At 38.4% G+C, this 20,362-nt stretch carries 20 protein-coding genes; 12 read left to right on the top strand and 8 right to left on the bottom strand.

The genetic code is table 11. The features are described 5' to 3' along the window. The first annotated feature begins 420 nt into the window (after window positions 1-420). Window positions 421-936 carry a GTP-binding protein gene (locus ACWITO_RS04710; protein WP_448528856.1) on the top strand — a complete coding sequence of 172 codons (516 nt, stop codon included), beginning with the start codon at window positions 421-423 and terminating at the stop codon, window positions 934-936. A gap of 1 nt (window position 937) precedes the next feature. On the opposite strand, the gene ACWITO_RS04705 is transcribed toward ACWITO_RS04710, so the two are convergent. Beyond that, the gene (locus ACWITO_RS04705) at window positions 938-1,330 is read right to left on the bottom strand and encodes an energy transducer TonB (RefSeq protein WP_448528855.1); all 393 of its coding nucleotides are present in this window, start codon (window positions 1,328-1,330) and stop codon (window positions 938-940) included. Window positions 1,331-1,431: 101 nt separating this feature from the next. Here ACWITO_RS04705 and gmd point away from each other — a divergent pair, with 101 nt between their 5' ends. Next, window positions 1,432-2,544: a GDP-mannose 4,6-dehydratase gene (gene gmd / locus ACWITO_RS04700; RefSeq protein ID WP_448528854.1), complete on the top strand. Its 1,113-nt coding sequence runs from the start codon at window positions 1,432-1,434 to the stop codon at window positions 2,542-2,544. A gap of 108 nt (window positions 2,545-2,652) precedes the next feature. Then, window positions 2,653-4,437, top strand: a complete 1,785-nt coding sequence (locus ACWITO_RS04695) for an ABC transporter ATP-binding protein (protein WP_448528853.1) — start codon at window positions 2,653-2,655, stop codon at window positions 4,435-4,437. Here the strand turns inward: ACWITO_RS04695 and rlmN are convergent. The 3 genes from rlmN to ACWITO_RS04680 all read right to left on the bottom strand — a co-directional run bounded on the left by rlmN (window position 4,434) and on the right by ACWITO_RS04680 (window position 8,102). Next, window positions 4,434-5,468, bottom strand: coding sequence for a 23S rRNA (adenine(2503)-C(2))-methyltransferase RlmN (rlmN, locus tag ACWITO_RS04690; protein ID WP_448528852.1), 1,035 nt, complete (start codon window positions 5,466-5,468; stop codon window positions 4,434-4,436). The genes ACWITO_RS04695 and rlmN overlap by 4 nt on opposite strands. A gap of 82 nt (window positions 5,469-5,550) precedes the next feature. Then, the gene (locus tag ACWITO_RS04685; RefSeq protein WP_448528851.1) at window positions 5,551-7,044 is read right to left on the bottom strand and encodes a lipopolysaccharide biosynthesis protein; all 1,494 of its coding nucleotides are present in this window, start codon (window positions 7,042-7,044) and stop codon (window positions 5,551-5,553) included. A 47-nt stretch (window positions 7,045-7,091) separates the two neighbouring features. Beyond that, on the bottom strand, window positions 7,092-8,102 hold the full coding sequence (locus ACWITO_RS04680; RefSeq protein ID WP_448528850.1) for a hypothetical protein: 1,011 nt from the start codon (window positions 8,100-8,102) through the stop codon (window positions 7,092-7,094). A gap of 67 nt (window positions 8,103-8,169) precedes the next feature. Between ACWITO_RS04680 and trpD the strand changes: the two genes are divergently transcribed. From trpD to sbcD, 5 genes are read left to right on the top strand one after another with little or no spacing between them, the layout of a single operon-like run. Then, entirely contained in the window at window positions 8,170-9,165 is a 996-nt protein-coding gene (trpD, locus tag ACWITO_RS04675) for an anthranilate phosphoribosyltransferase (RefSeq protein WP_448528857.1), read from the top strand. A gap of 36 nt (window positions 9,166-9,201) precedes the next feature. Then, window positions 9,202-9,735 (top strand): RNA methyltransferase, encoded by a 534-nt coding sequence (locus tag ACWITO_RS04670; RefSeq protein ID WP_448528849.1) that lies wholly within the window; start codon window positions 9,202-9,204, stop codon window positions 9,733-9,735. A 45-nt stretch (window positions 9,736-9,780) separates the two neighbouring features. Continuing rightward, a complete protein-coding gene (hslU, locus tag ACWITO_RS04665) occupies window positions 9,781-11,148 on the top strand; it encodes an ATP-dependent protease ATPase subunit HslU (protein ID WP_448528848.1) in 1,368 nt (455 codons plus the stop codon). A 21-nt stretch (window positions 11,149-11,169) separates the two neighbouring features. Beyond that, complete coding sequence (glmM, locus tag ACWITO_RS04660) at window positions 11,170-12,555, top strand: phosphoglucosamine mutase (protein WP_448528847.1); 1,386 nt, start codon at window positions 11,170-11,172, stop codon at window positions 12,553-12,555. Window positions 12,556-12,560: 5 nt separating this feature from the next. Continuing rightward, the gene (sbcD, locus tag ACWITO_RS04655; RefSeq protein ID WP_448528846.1) at window positions 12,561-13,826 is read left to right on the top strand and encodes an exonuclease subunit SbcD; all 1,266 of its coding nucleotides are present in this window, start codon (window positions 12,561-12,563) and stop codon (window positions 13,824-13,826) included. 53 nt (window positions 13,827-13,879) lie between these two features. On the opposite strand, the gene ACWITO_RS04650 is transcribed toward sbcD, so the two are convergent. Then, complete coding sequence (locus ACWITO_RS04650; protein ID WP_448528845.1) at window positions 13,880-15,034, bottom strand: acyl-CoA dehydrogenase family protein; 1,155 nt, start codon at window positions 15,032-15,034, stop codon at window positions 13,880-13,882. Window positions 15,035-15,255: 221 nt separating this feature from the next. Between ACWITO_RS04650 and ACWITO_RS04645 the strand changes: the two genes are divergently transcribed. Together ACWITO_RS04645 and ACWITO_RS04640 are read left to right on the top strand one after the other, a co-directional pair. Further along, a complete protein-coding gene (locus tag ACWITO_RS04645) occupies window positions 15,256-15,702 on the top strand; it encodes a hypothetical protein (protein WP_101359370.1) in 447 nt (148 codons plus the stop codon). Beyond that, a complete protein-coding gene (locus ACWITO_RS04640) occupies window positions 15,702-17,228 on the top strand; it encodes a SpoIIE family protein phosphatase (protein WP_448528844.1) in 1,527 nt (508 codons plus the stop codon). The genes ACWITO_RS04645 and ACWITO_RS04640 overlap by 1 nt, the downstream gene beginning before the upstream one ends. Here ACWITO_RS04640 and ACWITO_RS04635 read toward each other — a convergent pair. Further along, window positions 17,225-17,770: a hypothetical protein gene (locus ACWITO_RS04635; RefSeq protein WP_448528843.1), complete on the bottom strand. Its 546-nt coding sequence runs from the start codon at window positions 17,768-17,770 to the stop codon at window positions 17,225-17,227. The two genes, ACWITO_RS04640 and ACWITO_RS04635, sit on opposite strands and share 4 nt — an antisense overlap. 142 nt (window positions 17,771-17,912) lie before the next feature. Between ACWITO_RS04635 and ACWITO_RS04630 the strand changes: the two genes are divergently transcribed. Then, entirely contained in the window at window positions 17,913-18,698 is a 786-nt protein-coding gene (locus tag ACWITO_RS04630; protein ID WP_448528842.1) for an O-methyltransferase, read from the top strand. Here the strand turns inward: ACWITO_RS04630 and ACWITO_RS04625 are convergent. Continuing rightward, window positions 18,695-18,880, bottom strand: coding sequence for a hypothetical protein (locus tag ACWITO_RS04625; RefSeq protein ID WP_448528841.1), 186 nt, complete (start codon window positions 18,878-18,880; stop codon window positions 18,695-18,697). The two genes, ACWITO_RS04630 and ACWITO_RS04625, sit on opposite strands and share 4 nt — an antisense overlap. Before the next feature lie 147 nt (window positions 18,881-19,027). On the opposite strand from ACWITO_RS04625, the gene ACWITO_RS04620 reads away from it, so the two are divergent. Next, a complete protein-coding gene (locus tag ACWITO_RS04620; protein WP_448528840.1) occupies window positions 19,028-20,014 on the top strand; it encodes a potassium channel beta subunit family protein in 987 nt (328 codons plus the stop codon). A 33-nt stretch (window positions 20,015-20,047) separates the two neighbouring features. Here ACWITO_RS04620 and ACWITO_RS04615 read toward each other — a convergent pair. Then, the coding region (locus ACWITO_RS04615; RefSeq protein ID WP_448528839.1) for a PD-(D/E)XK nuclease domain-containing protein at window positions 20,048-20,362 on the bottom strand (315 nt) is incomplete at its 5' end.

Raw genomic sequence — 20,362 nt, 5'->3', positions numbered from 1 at the left:
AAACCAGAGTAGATACGTGGGTAAATTTGTTAATTTTATCCTTTATGGTCATTTTTATCCGAAGAATTATCAAAAAAAATAAATCCTAAACAACCTCTATGTAAAGGAAAACTATTTACAAGCAACTAATCAAAAATTATATTTACTTTCTGCAAATAGTGCCAATTTTTTAGAAAGCACATTGGCAGTTTCTTTTTTTAGTAAAGGAGATAAAAAATTCAAAGACTTTTTGAATATGTATAAGTATAAAAAAGAGGAGGGACTGCAACGAATAGTTTTTAATTTAATTTTTACGGGTTATTTAAAGTTACTTCAACCTATGAATAAATTAGATAACTCATCAGAACAAGTTTTAAGTTCTAACCCATTTAAGAGTAGCTTAGAAAAATTATTATCTAAATTACAAAAAATGCAAAGTAAATGATACTCAAATTGCTTATTTCAGGAGATGTAGGGTCTGGAAAAACGACCTTCGTGAAAGCTATCAGTGATATAGAACCCATAACGACCGATGAATTTGTTACGGAAGAAGCTACTAAACAGCTTAAAGAATATACTACGGTTGCTATGGATTTTGGAATGTTACGAATTGATGAAGACTTACTTTTGCATATTTATGCTACACCAGGTCAGAAAAGATTTCAATTTATGTGGGATGTTCTTATGGATAATACTTTTGGGGTTATTTTTTTAGCTGATGCATCTCGTGTGGATTCTATTTTTGAAACAAAGTCTATAATTGATTATTTTTGTCAGAAATATTCTGCTTTTCCGTATATAGTTTGTGTAACAAAAATGGATTTAGAAGGCAGTTTATCCTTGCCTGCTATTATGGAGCTAATACCTTGTGAAGTTCCTTTTTTACCTATAAATGCAAATAATCCTCTTGAAGTAAGAGAGGCTGTAATTATGTTAATTTCTATGGCTTTGCATTGAATTATTTTAATTCAAAAGTGATAGGTCTTGTTACTTCTACACGTACAGGCACGCCATTCTGCTTGCCCGGTTGCCATTTGGGGGCATTTTTGATAAGACGAATAGCCTCTTCATCACAACCTCCGCCCAAGCCTTTTGTAACTTGTATGTTGGTCAGTGAGCCATCGGGTTCTACTACAAAAGTTACGTGTACGCGTCCTTGAATGTTTTTGGCTCGTGCTTCTTCGGGATATTTGAGATTGGATTTGATGTAATCGTAAAAAGCCTTCAAGCCGCCTACGGGTTCGGGCATAACTTCAGCAGATTTAAGCGGTTCGGGTTGGGCATAGATGGCATTGCTCGCTACAATAGCCATAAGCAGTCCCAAGCTAAAAATCAGAGTGTATCTTTTCATAATTGCAACAATAGTTTTGATAAGTGTGAGCAAATTTCTTTCCAAACTATTCAAAGTTAGGTAAATTTTTTAATTTTGCAAAAGCATTGAAAAAAAATCTTATGAAAAAAGCCCTTATTACAGGTATCACCGGACAAGACGGAGCGTATCTTACCCGTTTTCTTTTAAGCAAAGGTTACGAAGTTCACGGCATCAAACGCCGTAGCTCGCTTATCAATACCGAAAGAATTGATGATATTTACCAAGACCCTCACGAAAAAAACCTTAGACTTTACTTACACTACGGCGATTTGGCTGATTCTACTAATATTATTCGTATCATTCAACAGGTGCAACCCGATGAAATTTACAATTTGGGGGCAATGTCTCACGTAAAAGTGAGTTTTGATGAGCCCGAATATTCTGCTGATGTAGATGCTTTGGGTACTTTACGCATTTTGGAAGCAGTACGTATTTTAGGACTTACCGAAAAAACCAAAATTTACCAAGCCTCTACTTCCGAACTGTATGGCAAGGTGCAGGAAATTCCACAAAGCGAAAAAACACCTTTTTATCCTCGTTCTCCTTATGCAGTAGCCAAATTGTATGCCTACTGGATAACGGTGAATTATCGTGAGGCTTACAATATGTTTGCTTGCAATGGCATTCTTTTCAACCACGAATCACCTTTGCGAGGTGAAACTTTTGTTACTCGTAAAATAACGCGTGGAGTGGCTCGTATTGCTTTGGGTTTGCAAGATAAAATCTATTTAGGCAATCTGGACGCCAAACGCGATTGGGGACACGCCAAAGATTACGTAGAAGCAATGTATATGATTCTTCAACATCATACCCCCGAAGATTTCGTGATTGCCACAGGCAAAACGACTTCGGTACGCGACTTTGCTCGTATGGCTTTTGAAGAGGTAGGTATCAGTTTAGAGTTCAGAGGTACGGGGGTAGAGGAAGTAGGTATTGTATCAGAATCTCGTAATCCTGAATTTCCTGTTGCAGTAGGCAGTGAGGTAATAGCCGTAGATAAACGTTATTTCCGTCCTACGGAAGTGGATTTGCTCATAGGCGATGCCACCAAAGCTGAAAAATTACTTGGCTGGAAGCCTAAACATAGCCTTCAAGACCTTGTGAAAGATATGGTACAAGCCGATTTAGAGCTGTTCCGTAAAGATTTAGCCATCAAACAGCAAGGTTTTGTAGTAAAAAACTATTATGAATAAAACAAAGTCTTGCTTTGAAGCGTTATTTGGCAAGAAGAAAGCGTCAATATCATCTTTAACGTGATATTGACGCATTGTGTATAATTTTTTGGTTTTTAGCGAAATCTGATGAACTCTTTACGCTACCTCAACAAATATCTTTACAAATACAAACACCTGCTAATTCTTGGCATACTATTCACAATTATTTCCAACTTTTTCCTCATTTTACCTGCCCAAGTGGTGCGTTATGCCTTCAATGCTGTGGAAGAAACCATAGATTGGTACTTTCTGTTCAAAGGTTTTGAAAGTCAACAGGCGGTAGAAAAAATTTTCACTTTCAATATTCTCATTTATGGTGTTATTATTCTGGTAATGGCACTATTGCGAGGTTTTTTTCTGTTTTTGGTTCGCCAAACCCTGATTGTAATGTCGCGTTTTATTGAATACGATTTGAAAGATGAAATTTACAGGCATTACCAAACTTTACCACTCAATTTTTATCGTCAGAACCAAACAGGCGACCTAATGGCTCGTATCTCGGAAGATGTGAGCCAAGTGAGAATGTATCTAGGACCTGGCATTATGTATGGCATCAACCTAATTGCGGTTTTTGCAATGGTAATACCCTATATGTTTGCCGTAGATTACAAACTCACTCTTTACACGCTAATACCTCTGCCAATTCTTTCCGTAAGCATTTATTTTGTAAATAATCTTATCAATAGCCGTTCAGAGCAAATTCAGAAAAGTCTATCTTCGCTTTCTTCTTTTGTACAAGAGGCTTTTTCGGGGATACGAGTGCTGAAAGCCTTTGCCAGAGAAAAAGACTCTGAAAAACAATTTTCAAAGGAAACAGAACGCTATCGGAAACAATCGCTTCGTTTGGTAAAAGTAGAAGCACTTTTTTACCCTTTGGTACTTGTTCTGATTGGCTTGAGTAATATTTTGGTGGTATATGTGGGTGGTTTGGAAGTGATTGCAGGCAGGCTCACGAAAGGAAATATCGCCGAATTTGTGCTGTATCTGAATATGATGATTTGGCCTGTAACTTCGCTGGGCTGGATAGCCAGTATTATTCAGAAAGCGGCAGTTTCACAGAGGCGTATCAATGAATTTTTGGCGGTAAAAACGGATATTGTTTCATCGCAAAATATTCGCAGGTCTATTCGGGGGCATATTGTTTTTGAAAATGTGTCGCTTACTTACACCAATACAGGGATTGAGGCTCTTAAAAATGTTAGTTTTGAAGTAAAACCCAACGAATCGCTTGCTATTTTGGGCAGTACAGGCTCGGGTAAAACAACCATAGCCAATTTGCTCTGCCGATTGTATGATGCTACAGGAGGTAAAATTTTTATTGATAATGTTCCTATTGAAGCATACGAAGTTTCGCACTTGCGAAGCCAGATAGGGTATGTCCCCCAAGATGTTTTTCTTTTTTCAGATACCATTCGCAATAATATTGCTTTTGGCATGCCCAATGCCACTGACCAAGAAATTGAGCAGGCGGCTCGTTGGGCTGATGTATATGAAAATATTATGCAATTTCCTCAGAAGTTTCAAACCATTGTAGGGGAGAGGGGCATTACACTTTCAGGAGGGCAGAAACAGCGGGTTTCTATTGCAAGAGCATTGATTAAAAATCCTACCATTCTATTGCTTGATGATTGCCTTTCGGCGGTAGATACCAAAACGGAAAATGCTATTTTGCGTCAGTTGCAGGAAATTATGCAAAATCGCACCACTATCATCATTTCGCATCGGGTATCTTCTGCCAAACTTGCCGATAAAATCATAGTGTTAGATAAAGGCGAAATTGTAGAGCAAGGCTCACACGAAACCCTGCTCGCTCAGAAAGGTATTTACCGAGAATTGTACGAAAAGCAATTACAAACAGAGGAGGTATCTTAATTTTTCCCTGCAAGCTGACCGCAAGCCGCATCAATATCTTTCCCTCGGCTCTTGCGAATCTTGACTACCACGCCTCGCTCACGCAAATAAGCCACAAAACGCTCTAAACGAGAGCTATCAGTATTTACAAAGCCCGCTTCGCTAATAGGATTATACTCAATGATATTCACTTTGGAAGGAACGTGCTTGGTAAAGCGGTAGAGTTCTTCGGCATCTTGTAGGGTATCGTTGAAGTCTTGAAAAACAATGTATTCGTAAGTTACAGGGTTTTTGGTTTTGGCAAAATAATATTTGAGAGCATCGCGTAAGATATGGAGGCGGTTGGTATCGTTGATAGACATAATTTGGCTACGTTTTTCGTCATTTGCGGCGTGAAGTGAAAGAGCCAAATTGCACTTGAAGCCATCATCAGCCAGTTTCATAATCATTTTGGCTACGCCTGCCGTAGAAAGTGTAATCCTCTTGTAAGACATTCCCAAACCTTCGGGAGAAGTGATTTTATCAATGGCTTTGAGTACATTTTGATAGTTGAGCAGTGGCTCACCCATTCCCATAAAAACAATATTGGTGAGGGGTTTTTGATAAAAACTTTCAGCTTCTTGGGCAATGGTTACTACTTGTTCGTAGATTTCATAAGGTTCAAGATTACGCTCTCGCTTCATATAGCCTGTGGCACAAAACTTGCAATCCAGCGAGCAACCTACTTGCGAAGAGATGCAGGCTGTCATACGCGTAGCAGTGGGAATCAGAACCCCCTCTACCAAACGATTATCAAATAGCTTGAAAGAGTATTTGATAGTGCCATCTTGGCTTATTTGCCGCTGATGCACCGAAATTTTATGAATAGCAAAATTTTCTTGAAGCAAATTTCGTAAGGCAGTGGGCAAATTGGTCATTTGCTCAAAGGTTTCAGCTTTTTTTTGCCAAAGCCATTCATAAATCTGTTTGCCACGAAAAAGAGGTTCTTTTTGCTCTGCCAAAAAGTTTTGCAAATCTTCCAGCTTCAAACTGCGAATATCTTTCTTTTCCATAAATAGCTTCTATCTGCAAAAAGCAAACGTTAGTTTATTCTTAAAAGTTCGGAAAAGGACGCAAGAAACAAGATATTCAGCATTATCGGAATATTTTTAGCTTTTTCAGGTTTTGCCATTCTACGAGCAAAACTGCTCCTACAAAAGGCACAAGCAGAAGGTTTTTTACTAAAATATTCAGCCAAGCGTTTTCAAAGGAAAAACTATTTCCCCACCATACCAAAAAAGCAGAAAGAGCCACGTAGCCTAAAATTACCCATACCCGATAAGGCACAGGATAAAATTTTTGCCCCCAATAATAGCAAAGAAAGGTCATAGAGCTATAAGTTACCAAGCTCGCTACTGCCGAGCCTAAAATACCCAGTACAGGAAGCCAACCCAAATTACCAATAATGGTAATTACTGCTCCAATCAGTGAAATGTAGGTGCCGTATTGTGTTTTATCCGCTATTTTGAACCAAGCCGTAAGGTTGTAGTAAATACCCAAGAAAAGATTAGCAAAAAGAAAAGTAGGAACAATGATAAGCCCTTCGTCGTAGGCTCTATTACGCAGAAGTAGGTATTTTAGCCAATCGGTGTTCAGGCTTACCAAAATTACCGAAAGGCAAGCTACTGCTACAAAGTATTCCATAGCTTTGGCAAGCAATTCGGGGGCATTTTTGTCTTTGGCTTTGGCAAAGAAAAAGGGTTCTGCCGCATACCTATACCCTTGAATTAGCACCAAAATAAACACCGAAAACTTGATACACGCAAAATACACGCCCAAGATATGTTGCTGATTACCGAAACTATCGGGCAAGTAGTTTTTAATAAAAAACCTATCGGCGGTGGTATTGAGCGTACCTGCTAAACCCAAAATCACGAGCGGGTAGCTGTACTGAAATACTCTTTTGGCTAAATCTTTATCCCAAGTAGGCTGGTAGTTCCAAATTTCTTTACGCAAAAGCCAAAGAAGTGGGGCATTGGCAAGCAACTGAGCAAGAAATACATAGCCTACCAAATCTTTCGGATTGAACCAAGCAAGCATAAAATCTTGCAGAAAATTTAGGTATTTGCCTTCGGCTACGTCTTTGCAAAACCATAAAAAAAATACGTTCAGCAGAATGTATAAACCAATGTTGAAAAATTTGGCAAAAGCAAACAAGCGAGGTTTTTTGAGCCAACGTAAGCGAGCAAAAGGCAAGCTCAAAAGCGTATCTACTGCCATTAGTAAGCCCAAATACACAATGTATTTCTCTTTGCCCGGATATTCCAAAGCATCTGCAATAGGAGAGGCAAAAAGAATTATCAATCCTGAAAAAAGGGTGCTGTATAAAATCAGGGAGGTGAAATTTTGGTTGTAAATTTTTTGCTCACCCATATCGCCAGCATAGCGAAAATAAGAGGTTTCTGTACCAAAAGTATAAATCACATTCAGAAAAGCTACATAAACGTACAAATCGCCGATAATGCCGTATTCTTGTGGCAAAAAGATTTTCGTATGAATAGGGGTAAGCAAATAATTAGCAAAACGACTGATAATGTTACTCAACCCGTACCAAACAGTATCAGAAGCTAAACGGCGTAATGTAGGCATATAAAAACTTCAGTAGTTAAGAGGTTTGAGGGGGTAAATTTCAAACTTTATGATTGCGGTTTTACGAGAGCGATATTCCAAAAGTCATTTTTGAATTCATTAGGCAATACACCGGGCACAAAACCTTTGGCAGTAGTTTCCCAAAAAAAGTATTTTTTGCCTTTGTAAGTGAGATAGTCGCCATAAACATTCGGTAGATGTATGCCCAAAAGGCAGTGTGTATTACTTACAAAAATAGCAACATCATAGCCAAAATGAGCAAGAATAGTATAAAGAAATACCGTTCTGGTGTCGCAATCACCTTTGAAATTATACAAAAATTCGGTAGGAGAGGTCAGACCAAAACGAATTTCAGGCAAACATTCTTTGCCTTCTTCGTGATAGGTACTCATAAAACCGCCCCATTGCTTGGCTTTGTAGCAAGTTTCGGGATGCACTAGCACATAGGGAATTTCCTGTACCGAAGCCATTACCATTTCGGCAAACTGACGGTAATTTAGTTGGTACTTTTTGCCAATTTTTTCATAGGTACGGATAATTCTATCCAGCTTAGGGCGACATTCTTTGATAAGTTGCAAATATACTTTGCCATAGTAATCTTTGGTAGAACCATCGGAAATGGGTTCAGGCATTTGCTCTCTAAAACTTTCCGACTCACAAGCCTCACGAGGTAGAATAGTGAATTTGGCTTTGTAATAAACGTTACTGGGGGTATTCCATTCGTGTAGGTGCGTAACGTGCCGTATGCGACTTTGGCAAGGAAGTAAGGCATCAAACTCTTGTACTTGGCTGAAATCTTCAAAACTACTATTATTTTCCTGATTTTCAGGTTTTTCTTCAATAACCTCTACCTGATTTTTGCGTTCATTTTTCAATTCCTGAACAGCGTTCTGTGTATTATCATCATTCACAAACTCCGATAAGCTCTCCAAAATTCCCTCAAAAATTGGTTCTGTAATAGGTGCTATTGCCTGATAGATGGCACTTTCGGGGGCAAAGATACGGATAGCCAAAACTATCAAGAATATGCGAAAAGTCCATTTGATAATTTTACCCATTGGAATAGTTTTTTGGGCTAATTTACAATTTTTCTGTACCTTTGGCAAATTTTTCAAAGATTTTGCAATGAAAGAAATTCTTTTACAGCTATTTGAACACAAAACGCTTTCCAAAGAGCAAGCCCAAGAAATACTCAAAAATATTGCCCAAGGCAAATATAACAATGCTCAAATTTCCGCCTTTATGACGGTGTATCTGATGAGAAGCATCACGGTAGAAGAGCTGGAAGGTTTTCGCGATGCAATGTTAGACCTTTGTATAGGCTTAGATTTGAACCATTACAATCCCATAGACCTCTGCGGTACAGGCGGAGATGGCAAAGATACTTTCAATATTTCTACGCTTGCTTCTTTTGTGGTAGCGGGGACGGGGCAGGCAGTTGCCAAACACGGCAATTATGGGGTTTCGTCTTTGTGCGGAAGCTCTAATATTTTGGAATATTTTGGAATAAAATTTACGAATGAAAAAACTTTGCTTGAAAAGCAGTTGGAAAAGGCAAATATTTGCATTTTACACGCTCCACTTTTTCACCCCGCAATGAAAAATGTTGCACCTATCCGTAAAGATTTGGGCGTAAAAACTTTTTTCAATATGCTCGGACCGATGGTAAATCCTGCTTTTCCGAAAAACCAAATGGTGGGGGTTTTCAATTTGGAGCTGGCTCGGCTTTATGCGTATTTGTACCAAAAAACGGATAAGAATTTCAGCATTATTCACAGCCTTGATGGTTATGACGAGATTTCTCTCACTGCCGATTGTAAGGTTTATGCACGCAATCAAGAACAAATTTTATCGCCAAATGTTTTTGCTAAAACTATTCGGCAAGAGGAAATTTTCGGCGGTGAAACCATAGAAGAATCGGCACAAATTTTCTTGAATGTACTGCAAAATCAAGCTACCGAAGCTCAAAAAAATGTGGTACTTGCCAATGCTTCAATGGCTTTACAGACAGCCCATCCGCATAAAACACTTTCAGAATGTTGGGAAATGGCAAAAGAAAGTCTTGAAAGTGGAAAGGCTTGGCAATGTTTCAGGACACTACAAGAAGTGGCTATTTTTTAGGTGCAATAGTTTTCACAAATTTTGGAGGATTTTGCTATGAAAAAATTAGAAACCTCAGAAATTCAAAGAGTGAGCAGTGAGCAGTTTCAGACTTTACCCAAAAACCCTTGGGTGCTGATTTTAGATAATATCCGTAGCCTGCATAATGTAGGTTCTTTTTTTCGTACTGCCGATGCTTTTGCCGTTGAAAAGATTTACCTCTGTGGCATTACAGGAACACCCCCCAACCGAGAAATTCAAAAAACAGCTTTGGGGGCTACCGAAACCGTAGTTTGGGAATACTATGAGCAAATTAAGGAACTTTTATTAAACTTAAAAAGCCAAAATTATGTTATCGTCAGCGTAGAGCAAACAGACGAAAGCATTTCTTTGGAGAAATTTAGTGTAGAACCTCAAAAAAAGTATGCTTTAATTTTTGGAAATGAAGTTTTTGGCGTAAGTCCTGAGGCAATAGAACTGACAGACTTGGCTTTGGAAATTCCACAATTTGGAACAAAGCACTCCCTCAATGTGGCAGTAAGTGCAGGAATTGTGATGTGGCATTTTTTACAGCATAAATTACGTACCTAATTCAAAAAATCCCTAAATTTGCCCTCTATTTTACAAAAATGAACTATGAACCGAGAACATCTCACACCCCAACAGATTGTAGCAGAATTAGATAAATACATCATTGGACAAAAAGAAGCCAAAAAGAATGTAGCAATTGCCCTTCGTAACCGCTGGCGTAGAATGAACTCGCCTGCTGAAATTCAAAACGAAATTATCCCTAACAATATCCTGATGATAGGCTCAACGGGTGTTGGAAAAACCGAAATCGCTCGCCGTTTGGCAAAACTCGCCGATGCCCCTTTTGTAAAAGTTGAGGCATCTAAATTTACAGAAGTGGGTTATGTGGGTAGAGATGTAGAAAGTATGGTCAGGGATTTGGTGGAGCAAGCGGTGGGTATGGTAAAACAACAAAAACAAGAAGAAGTTAAGCAAAAAGCCATAGAAGCGGTAGAGGAAATCATTTTAGATGCTCTCATTCCACCTGTCAGAAAGCCTATTGGTGAGGGAGTTGGGTTCAATTTGGAAAAAAATGATGAAGTAGAACTCAATGAGCGTACGCGTGAGCGTTTCAGAGAAAAAATTCGCAATGGCGAACTTGACCACCGAAAAATTGAAATTGATATAAAACAAACTATTTCTAATGTGGGGGTTTTGGGTTCGGGCATAGACGAAGTTTCTATGATGAACCTGCAAGAAATGCTTTCTAACTTTATGCCTACCAAAACCAAAAAACGAAAAGTTACGATTGCCGAAGCTAAGAAAATTCTTTTGGAAGAAGAAACTTCCAAAATGATTGATATGGACGAGGTAAAAGAAGAAGCTATCCGCAGGGCTGAAAATGCAGGGATTATTTTTATTGATGAAATTGATAAAATTGCCTCCTCTGGCTCAAAGCAAGGTCCTGATGTGAGCCGAGAAGGCGTACAAAGAGATTTACTCCCCATTGTGGAAGGTAGTGCTGTCAATACCAAATATGGTGTAGTAAAAACCGACCATATTTTGTTCATTGCGGCGGGGGCTTTTCACGTTTCCAAACCTTCTGACCTCATTCCCGAATTGCAGGGGCGTTTTCCTATTCGGGTAGAATTGCAAGCTCTTACCAAAGACGATTTTTATCATATTCTCAAAGAGCCTCGCAATGCCCTTACAAAGCAATACGAAGCTTTGCTTATGGCAGAAGGCGTAGAACTGGCTTTTGAAGACGAAGCTCTTGAAAAAATAGCTGAAATCGCCTTTCAAATCAATTCGGAAGTTGAAAACATTGGAGCTCGCCGTTTGCAAACCGTAATGAGTACCCTTTTGAATGATTTTCTCTTTGAAATTCCAGACACCATTCAGCCGCCTGCAAAAATTAGCGTTACTGCTTCAATGGTAAGCGAAAAACTAAATCATTTGGTAAAAAATAAAGATTTGAGCCATTATATTTTGTAAAACAACACTATTCTAAACAAAATGACACTCATTCAATCTATTTCGGGCATACGTGGAACTATTGGTGGTAAGGCAGGCGAAAACCTTACTCCTGTGGATATTGTTCGCTTTACGGCGGCTTTTGGTACCTGGCTGAAAAGCAAAAACACGGAAAAAAATAAAGTAGTCATTGGCAGAGATGCTCGCCTTTCGGGGCTTATGCTTTCGCAACTGGTTTCGGCTACCTTGCAAGGCTTGGGCATTGATGTAGTAGATTTAGGGATGGCTACTACTCCCACCGTAGAAATCGCAGTACCCGAAGAGGGGGCTATGGGTGGTATTATTCTTACTGCCAGCCATAATCCTTTACAATGGAACGCTCTCAAACTACTTAATAGTTGTGGCGAGTTTATTTCGGCAAAAGACGGTGAAGAAGTCCTTGAAATTGCCCAAAAAGGCGAATTTGAATTTGCAGAAGTAAAAAAATTGGGTAGCTACTCGCAAAATGATAGCTATTTGCAGAAACACATTGAGAAAATTTTGGCTTTGCCATTGGTTGATGTTGAGGCAATTCGTCAGAAAAACTTTAAGATAGCCGTCGATGCCGTCAATTCGGTAGGAGGCATAGCGGTACCTGCTTTGCTAAAAGCCTTAGGCGTTATTCAAATTGCAGAGTTCAACTGCGAACCTACGGGGCATTTTGCTCATAATCCTGAGCCTTTGCCCGAACATCTTATTCAGTTTTCCAAAGAAATAGAAAGAGGAAACTTTGACTTGGGCATAGCCGTAGATCCTGATGTAGATAGACTTGCTTTTATTTGTGATAATGGCGAACCTTTTGGGGAGGAATATACCTTAGTGGCTGTTGCCGATTATGTGCTTAAACATCAGAAAGGCAATACCGTTTCTAATCTTTCCTCTACGCAAGCCTTGCGTATTATTACAGAAAAGCACGGACAAACGCATTTTGCTTCCGCAGTAGGAGAGGTGAATGTAGTAAGCGTAATGAAACAAACCAAAGCCGTAATAGGAGGCGAAGGCAATGGTGGAGTAATTTACCCTACCTTGCACTATGGACGTGATGCTCTTGTAGGAATAGCCTTGTTCCTTTCGCATTTAGCCAAATTTGGAAAGTCTGCAAGTATCCTTCGAGCTACTTATCCCAAGTTTTATATGTCTAAAAATAAAATTGAGCTTTCCGAAAGTATCAATGTTGATGAAATTTTGGAAAAAATGCAACGCAAATACGCCAAATTTGATATTTCCACCATTGATGGCTTGAAGGTAAATTTTGACAATGCTTGGGTGCATTTGCGTAAAAGCAATACCGAGCCTATTATTCGCATTTATGCCGAGGCGGATACCCAGCAAACAGCAGATAACCTTACAGAAAAAGTTATTTTAGACATCAGGGAGTTAAGCAAATAACTCGTATGAGAATTTTACACACCGCCGACTGGCATTTAGGGCAAAAACTCTACGACAGAGAACGTTTTGATGAGTTTCAGAACTTCTTGAATTGGCTTATAGAGCTTATCCGAAAAGAAAAAGTTGATGTCCTGATTGTGGCAGGTGATATTTTTGATGTTGCCAGTCCGCCGCAGAAAGCATTGGAGCAGTATTATCAGTTTCTCGCTAAACTGGTAAGAGAAACTCCTTGCAATCACGCTATTATTGTAGGGGGCAATCACGATTCCATTCATAGCCTCAATGCCCCCCAAGAATTAGCAAAACTTCTACGCCTGCATATTATAGGAGGGGCGAGTGAAAACAAAGAACACGATATTATTGAAATTCGGAACGAGGAAAATGAACTGCAAGCAGTAGTTGCCGCTGTACCATTTCTTAGAGATAAAGACATTCGCTACAACCAAGTAGCTATGGATAATGAAACACGCGACAGGGCTATTGCCGAGTCTATTTACAATCATTATACCCAAATGGCTCAAATTATGAAGCAAAGAGGATATGCGGAAATGAATATTCCTCTAATTGCCACAGGGCATTTGTTTGCACAAGGTTGCTCGCATCATTCCGAAGAAAATGAGGAAAATAAAGCCGAAAAAATGATTTATTCGGGCAATTTGGGCAAAGTTCCTGCTACGGTATTCCCCTCACTTTTTGATTATGTAGCTCTGGGGCATTTGCATCGCTCCCAGATAGTAGGCGGCAAAGACTACATTCGTTATTCAGGCTCGCCTTTGCCTTTGAGTTTTAGCGAAAGAAATGACAAAAAATATGTTTTACTCATAGATTTTGAAGGCAAAAAGCCGCAGAATATCATTGCTATTGATGTTCCTACCGCTCTTTATCGCAAACTTATTCGCATTAGCGGAACTTTGCAGGAAGTTTGCAATAAAATAAAAGATATAAATGAAAAGCCGAATACTTTCCCAACACTTTGGGCAGAAATTCAGGTGATTTTACAAAATCCTGACCCCAGTGCCAAACAAATATTAGAAAAAACTTTACAAGAAAACGCTTGCATTGAGAGCCTATCATACAAAATTGAATTGCAAAACAGAGAAAATGCAGGTAATTGGATAAAGAAATACACCGACTATGATTTGCGTGAAATTTATCCGCAAGAAGTGCTTTTAGAAATTTGCAGGCAAGAAGGCTATTCGTTAGAGGAATATCGTAATGAGCTACTGCCTCTTTTTAATGAGATAGTAGAGCAAATTGGAGAAATAAATTAGCGGCTACAATCTTTTATTTTTTGATGTAGCCGCTGATAGATTTTTTGTTAGCACTACTTCAATTCCAAAATATTACGAGAAATTACAAGTTTCTGAATTTCGGTAGTTCCTTCGCCAATAGTGCATAATTTGGAATCTCTGTAAAACTTTTCTACGGGAAAATCTTTGGTATATCCATATCCGCCGAATATTTGCACGGCTTCGTTGGAAACTTTTACACAAGTTTCGGAGGCATAATATTTTGCCATTGCGGCGGCTTGCGTTACAGGCAAACCTTCATCTTTGAGCTGGGCGGCTTGATAAGTAAGTAATTTAGCGGCTTCAATTTCAGTAGCCATTTCGGCAAGTTTGAAGGCAATTGCTTGAAATTTGCCTATGGGTTGTCCGAACTGCTGTCTTTCTTTGGCATATTGTACAGCGGCTTCGTAAGCCCCAATGGCAATGCCCAAGGAAAGAGCGGCAATAGAAATACGTCCTCCGTCCAAAATTTTCATAGCCTGATGAAAACCTTCGCCCACATTGCCTAGCATTTGGCTTTTATGTACGCGTACATTGTCAAAAACAAGCTCAGCGGTTTCAGAGGCACGCATACCGAGTTTGTTTTCTTTTTTTCCTGCATAAAATCCCGGCGTACCCCGCTCAATGATAAAAGCCGTAGAGTTTTTAGAGGTACGAGGCTCGCCTGTGCGTGTAACTACCACAGCAACATTACCTGTTTTGCCGTGAGTGATGAAATTTTTTGCACCATTGATGATATAGTAATCTCCGTCTTGTACGGCGGTAGTACGCATATTGCTGGCATCGGAGCCTGTATTAGGTTCTGTAAGTCCCCAAGCTCCAATCCATTCACCTGTTGCCAATTTGGGCAAATATTTGGCTTTTTGCTCTTCGTTGCCAAACATTAGAATATGATTGGTACAAAGCGAATTGTGTGCCGCCATAGAAAGCCCAATGGAAGGATCTACTTTGGAAAGTTCTACAATGGCTGTTACATATTCTTTGTAGCCTAAACCTGCCCCTCCGTATTGTTCAGGTACAAGCACGCCCATTAGCCCCAGTTCGCCCAATTTTCTGAAGATTTCCACAGGGAAAGTTTGGCTCTCGTCCCATTCCATTACATTGGGGCGAATATGTAAGTTGGCAAAATCCCTCACAGATTTAGCAATTTCTTGTAACAATTCGTTTTTGGTTGAAATTTCTGCTACCATAAAAAAAGCGTTGTTTGGTGTTCGGAAACAAAAATACAAAAATTCTTGAAAAATTTATACAGCCTATAAAAAAATTACAAAAAAATCAGGCAAATTGTTTCGCTGGCTTGATAAATTTTTGAAAAAATACGCAAAACTTAAACTCTCATCTTTGTAAAAAAACAAAAAAATTTGTTTTTTTTTCTCGTTTTTTTTTACTTGCGTACAATACTGAAAAAGATATGGAAAATAGACACAATGCCATTCAGCAACCTGCTGAAATATTACTGAAAGAAATTGAATTGGAAAACCAGATTCGTGAGCTACTCAACGATACACAAATTTACTTTGATTACAACATCGTACCCGATAAGCAAGATGCCAAAACACCACTCATCAAGTTAGACCTTATCACTATCAATCGGGAGCATAACCAAAAATTCCTTTTCCATTCTACGAAAGGTCATAACAAGATAGCTATTTTGGAAGATATGATTGCCTATATCACCGAGTTCAAAAAGAACCAGGAAAGCTATGAAATTGAGTGGATTGATACCAAACACAACGCCAAAGTTCAAGTTTCGTGGTTCAGAGGAAATGATATTTTTGATGTGCTACAAAAATTTTATTACGACAAGAAGCAAAGTCGTTTTAAGATTTTGAAAATAACTTTAATGCCCGAATCTTGATGCAAGAACTTTTTCATCGTCTCAAAAATTACTTTGTTCCCGAAAGTCATAAAACAGATGTTCTGCTCTATAAAAAGGCAGAGAATATTGTAGAAGCCAGCCTGATAGCTCTGACTTTCTTGGTTTTATTATTACCCGCCAATATTTATCTGGAATTGCCCAATACATTGCTTACCAATTTTATTTGTGTAGCACTGCTCGTAGCGAGTTTGTTTGCTTTCAAAAAGGAGCTACCTGTGGTTATTTTTGGCAATATTTTGAGCTTTTTGGCTTTTCTTTTGGTATTGGTGGCTACCATAGAAACAGGCGGGATTTACTCGCCTGTTATTTCTTCTTTTTTGGTAGCAGGTATTATTGCCTTTTTGTATGCAGGCAATTTTTTAGGGGTATTATGGACAATTCTGATTGTATTTACCATTTTTACTTTTGCCTTTTTAGAATATGCCGATTACAAGTTCCCTTCTGCTGTCAAGGATAATAACCTATTCTTTCATACGGTCGTCTATTTAGTGCATCTGGGCTTTGTGATATACCTTATTCGCTTTTATGTAAGTATTCTCAAAAATATCAGCAAACGAAATTTTTTGAAAACTGAAAAAATGGAGAAATATAACCAAGTATTAGCCCAACAGCAAGAACTGATTGAAAAGAAAAATAATGAACTTTTGAAACTTTATGAAGATTACGACAGGCAAAATAAAGATTTGCTCTTGCAAAAAGAGCTTTTGCAAACCCAAAATGATGAACTCAATCGTGCTTATGCCGAATTGATTGATAGTGTTTATTATACCAAACGTATTCAAGAAGCACTTTTACCTTCGGTTGAAGTTATCAAGCCACATTTTCGCGATTTTATGATTCTTTACAAGCCCAAAGAAATTTTGAGTGGCGATTTTTATTGGTTTGCCGAAGTCAATCAATATCTCTTTTTAGCCGTTGCCGATTGTACAGGACACGGCATTCCCGGGGCGTTTATGACCGTTATCGGCAATGATTTGCTCAATAGAATTATCAAAGAAGATTATACTTTCGCTCCCGCTGAAATTTTGAAAAAATTAGACAAAGAATTGCATAAAACTTTGCAAAAAGAAAGTGGCTTCAAAGCAGATATTATCAGCGATGGAATGGATATAGCCTTGTGTAGAATTGATAAGGAGAGTAATGAAATAAACTTTGCAGGGGCTAAAAGACCGCTTTTTATTGCCAACGAAGAGGGAGTGCAAGAAATCAAAGGAAGTCGTTTTGGTATAGGGGGGAGCAGTATTATAGAAAAGCATTTTGAAGAGCATAGGCTTATTTACTCCGAAAATGACGTTTTCTATATGTCATCAGATGGCTTTACAGACCAATTCGGTGGGGAATATGATACCAAATTCCTTACGGTTCATTTCAAAGAAAAACTCAGACTCAATTATCATAAGCCCTTGGAATACCAAAGGCTCTATCTGAACGAACTACACGAAACTTGGCGTGGTTACATCAATGAACAGACAGATGATATTTTGGTAGTTGGTTTTAGAATTTAGTCGGGCAGGAGCAGTTCGTCCTCATCAGTCCAAAAAATGCGATGCAGGGTGTATTTTACAGACATAAATAAAATGGGGTATGCCATTAAAAATACCGCTCCAAAAGCTATCAAGATTTCTTTGAAATGGGCTGAGCCTACACGCCAATTGTAGATTTTTACAATGCCAATGATAATATCATCAAGGCTTATCATAAAACGAAACAGAGCAAAAAAGGCAATTAGGATAATAACACTGCACACTACTCCAACCAGCAAAGTACGTACAAATACTTGCCAAGCTACTTTTCCGTTGGTTATTTTGCTTAAAGCAAAAACCAAAGACGAAATTAGCACTACTCCAATCCATTTCATACTTACAACCCATTCGGTATTGAGCAGAAAATCAGGTGGAAATACTTTTTGGAAAACATAAAATAAAATCATCACCAAAGCAAAAGATAGCAGGCTGTAGAGCAAACCTTCCAAAAAAAGTATAGGGAAAGATAGCTCTTTGAAGTCTTTTTTGCCCTGCAAGATTTCAATTTCTTCTTCGGGAGTCATAGTTTTGGTAAATTTTAGGTGAATTCGGGTGTTCAATTTGCTTGCTTTCAAAAATAGAAAATCTTTTGAAAAAAAGAAATAATGAGTGCTTTTTTTGTGAAAAAAAAATATTTTTGCTCTCACAATCAAGCAATTATTTGCAATGAAAACAGCTATCAAAGCCTATTGGAAATACTTTTGGAATGCTAAAAACGAACATAGCCTTCATTCGCCTTTTGTGTATGAGCTTTATACCCAAGTAATTAAACATCAAGAATTTGATTTTTACGCTTACCGAGAAATTGAAAAACTGCGAGAATTGCTTTTAGATAATGATGAAAACATTGAAATACAAGATTTTGGAGCAGGCTCAAAGAGTGGTGTAAGTAAGAAAAAATCTATTCGCCATATCACTGCTACGGCTTCGCTTCCTGCACGTGTGGCTCAAATGCTTTTTAGGCTTACGAATTTTTTAGAGCCTCAGATTGTGTTGGATTTGGGAACTTCTTTGGGCATTACTACGGCATACCTTGCCAAAGCAATGCCTTTGGGGGGCAAAATTTATACTTTTGAAGGGGCGGAAAGTCTTGCTGATATAGCTCAAAAGCACTTCAAAATGCTTGATTTACAAAATATTGAGCTTGTAAAAGGCAATATTGATGAAACCTTGCCACGCTTGCTTTCTCAGATAGAAAAAGTTGATTTTGCTTTTATAGATGCCAATCATCGTTATGAGCCTACTATTCGCTATTTTGAGCAAATATCTGCCAAATGCCACGAAAATAGTGTATTAGCTTTTGATGATATTTATTGGTCGGAGGAAATGAAAAGGGCTTGGGAAAAAATTTATGCTGATACGCGTGTGGGCATCAGCATAGATTTGTTTAGGGTAGGACTAATTTTTTTTAGACAAAAACAAGAAAAACAGCATTTCGTTTTACGCTTTTAGCGAGTTTTCACTTTGATTTCTGTGCCGTTTTTCTTTTCTTTAATTTCGTATCTTACTTCGTTATGTTTGTGGTGTTTTCCCTTTTTAGCGTGTCCGGGAGGAACACCTTTGTTATGCACGTGTATCGTTGTGCAAGCTCCCAATGAAAACAAAAGACCAAACAAAGCTATTTTCTTGAACATAAACAAATAGGTTTAGGTTTGAAACGTTTAGAACGAATTTGCTGTTAAACGTTTTTAATTCGTTTTTAGTTTCCAATCAGAAAAAAATTTCTTTTACAGCAACTAAAATGGCATTTATTCGTTTTTTTAGAAAAAACGTAAAAACCTATGGAATATAGAAGACTTGGTAAATCAGGACTGCAAGTAAGCGTCCTTTCTTTTGGTTCTTGGCTTACTTTTGGTAAGCAAATTGCAGACAATACAGCCGAAGAGCTAATGAAAATAGCCTATGAGAACGGTGTCAATTTTTTTGATAATGCCGAAATCTATGCTCGTGGGCAATCTGAAATTGTGATGGGGCATATTTTGAAAAAAATGGGGTGGAGCAGAGATACTTTTGTGGTTTCTAGTAAAGTTTTTTTTGGAGCAGGCGGAAAGTTGCCTAATCAAACAGGATTGAGCCGAAAACACGTTTTTGAGGCTTGCCACGCCGCTCTCAAACGCTTGCAGGTAGAATATTTGGATTTATATTTTTGCCACAGACCTGATAAAAATACGCCTATTGAAGAAACCGTTTGGGCAATGAATGACCTTATTCGTCAGGGAAAAGTTTTGTATTGGGGGACTTCCGAGTGGTCGGCACAAGAAATTCAGGAGGCTTATGGCATTGCAAGGCAGTACAATCTTATTCCGCCTACAATGGAGCAACCTCAATACAATATGTTTCATCGCCACCGAGTAGAAGTAGAATATGCTCAACTTTACAAAAACATTGGTTTGGGTACTACGATTTGGTCGCCTTTAGCTTCAGGAATTCTTACAGGTAAGTATAATGATGGCTTTCCTGCGGATACTCGCTTGGGAATGGAAGGTATGGAATGGCTCAAAAATAGGGAATTAGTTGCCGAACGCATTGAAAAAGTAAAAAAACTTTCAGCACTTGCCAGCGAATTGGGGGTAGCTATGCCTACTTTGGCAATCGCTTGGGTAATAAAGCCTCATTTTGTGAGTACGGCAATTTTAGGAGCTTCCAAAGCAAGTCAGTTGCAAGAAAATTTGAAAGCGATTGAAGTGGCTCAAAATATTTTAAACGAAGAAGTTATGCAAAAAATTGAAGATATTTTACAAAATAAGCCCGAACAACCTGCTTTTTAACCAATTCAGAGGTAACATTATTTCAGTGTTACCTCAAATTTTTTCAACGATACACTCTTCAATTTCCTTTTTTGCACTGCTGAAATTGATACCTACAAGGTACAATTCTTTGCCTGCGTGGAGGTATTTTTTGAAATAATCTTTGTTTTGGATTTGTTCAAGGGCGATAGAGGCATTTTGGTCAAGTTTGAACTCAAAGAGATAAATTCTGTTTTCGTAGGTAAGAACGGCATCAATTCTGCCTGTTGCAACGCTCACTTCACTTTCAATGTAATAACCACACAATTTGAGAGCAATAAAGATAATGGAATGGAAATAGGCTTCACTATGGTTTTGAAAAATTTGATA

It is taken from the genome of Raineya sp. (assembly GCF_053497555.1).
The sequence above is the reverse complement of the archived record's forward strand: the minus strand, read 5'-3'. Positions and strand labels throughout refer to the sequence as shown.

Excerpts from the sequence above, each read along its gene's own strand:
- ACWITO_RS04710 (WP_448528856.1), top strand. The coding sequence starts at position 421 with ATGATACTCAAATTGCTTATTTCAGGAGATGTAGGGTCTGGAAAAACG.
- ACWITO_RS04705 (WP_448528855.1), bottom strand. The coding sequence starts at position 1,330 with ATGAAAAGATACACTCTGATTTTTAGCTTGGGACTGCTTATGGCTATT.
- gmd (WP_448528854.1), top strand. The coding sequence starts at position 1,432 with ATGAAAAAAGCCCTTATTACAGGTATCACCGGACAAGACGGAGCGTAT.
- ACWITO_RS04695 (WP_448528853.1), top strand. The coding sequence starts at position 2,653 with ATGAACTCTTTACGCTACCTCAACAAATATCTTTACAAATACAAACAC.
- rlmN (WP_448528852.1), bottom strand. The coding sequence starts at position 5,468 with ATGGAAAAGAAAGATATTCGCAGTTTGAAGCTGGAAGATTTGCAAAAC.
- ACWITO_RS04685 (WP_448528851.1), bottom strand. The coding sequence starts at position 7,044 with ATGCCTACATTACGCCGTTTAGCTTCTGATACTGTTTGGTACGGGTTG.
- ACWITO_RS04680 (WP_448528850.1), bottom strand. The coding sequence starts at position 8,102 with ATGGGTAAAATTATCAAATGGACTTTTCGCATATTCTTGATAGTTTTG.
- trpD (WP_448528857.1), top strand. The coding sequence starts at position 8,170 with ATGAAAGAAATTCTTTTACAGCTATTTGAACACAAAACGCTTTCCAAA.
- ACWITO_RS04670 (WP_448528849.1), top strand. The coding sequence starts at position 9,202 with ATGAAAAAATTAGAAACCTCAGAAATTCAAAGAGTGAGCAGTGAGCAG.
- hslU (WP_448528848.1), top strand. The coding sequence starts at position 9,781 with ATGAACCGAGAACATCTCACACCCCAACAGATTGTAGCAGAATTAGAT.
- glmM (WP_448528847.1), top strand. The coding sequence starts at position 11,170 with ATGACACTCATTCAATCTATTTCGGGCATACGTGGAACTATTGGTGGT.
- sbcD (WP_448528846.1), top strand. The coding sequence starts at position 12,561 with ATGAGAATTTTACACACCGCCGACTGGCATTTAGGGCAAAAACTCTAC.
- ACWITO_RS04650 (WP_448528845.1), bottom strand. The coding sequence starts at position 15,034 with ATGGTAGCAGAAATTTCAACCAAAAACGAATTGTTACAAGAAATTGCT.
- ACWITO_RS04645 (WP_101359370.1), top strand. The coding sequence starts at position 15,256 with ATGGAAAATAGACACAATGCCATTCAGCAACCTGCTGAAATATTACTG.
- ACWITO_RS04640 (WP_448528844.1), top strand. The coding sequence starts at position 15,702 with ATGCAAGAACTTTTTCATCGTCTCAAAAATTACTTTGTTCCCGAAAGT.
- ACWITO_RS04635 (WP_448528843.1), bottom strand. The coding sequence starts at position 17,770 with ATGACTCCCGAAGAAGAAATTGAAATCTTGCAGGGCAAAAAAGACTTC.
- ACWITO_RS04630 (WP_448528842.1), top strand. The coding sequence starts at position 17,913 with ATGAAAACAGCTATCAAAGCCTATTGGAAATACTTTTGGAATGCTAAA.
- ACWITO_RS04625 (WP_448528841.1), bottom strand. The coding sequence starts at position 18,880 with ATGTTCAAGAAAATAGCTTTGTTTGGTCTTTTGTTTTCATTGGGAGCT.
- ACWITO_RS04620 (WP_448528840.1), top strand. The coding sequence starts at position 19,028 with ATGGAATATAGAAGACTTGGTAAATCAGGACTGCAAGTAAGCGTCCTT.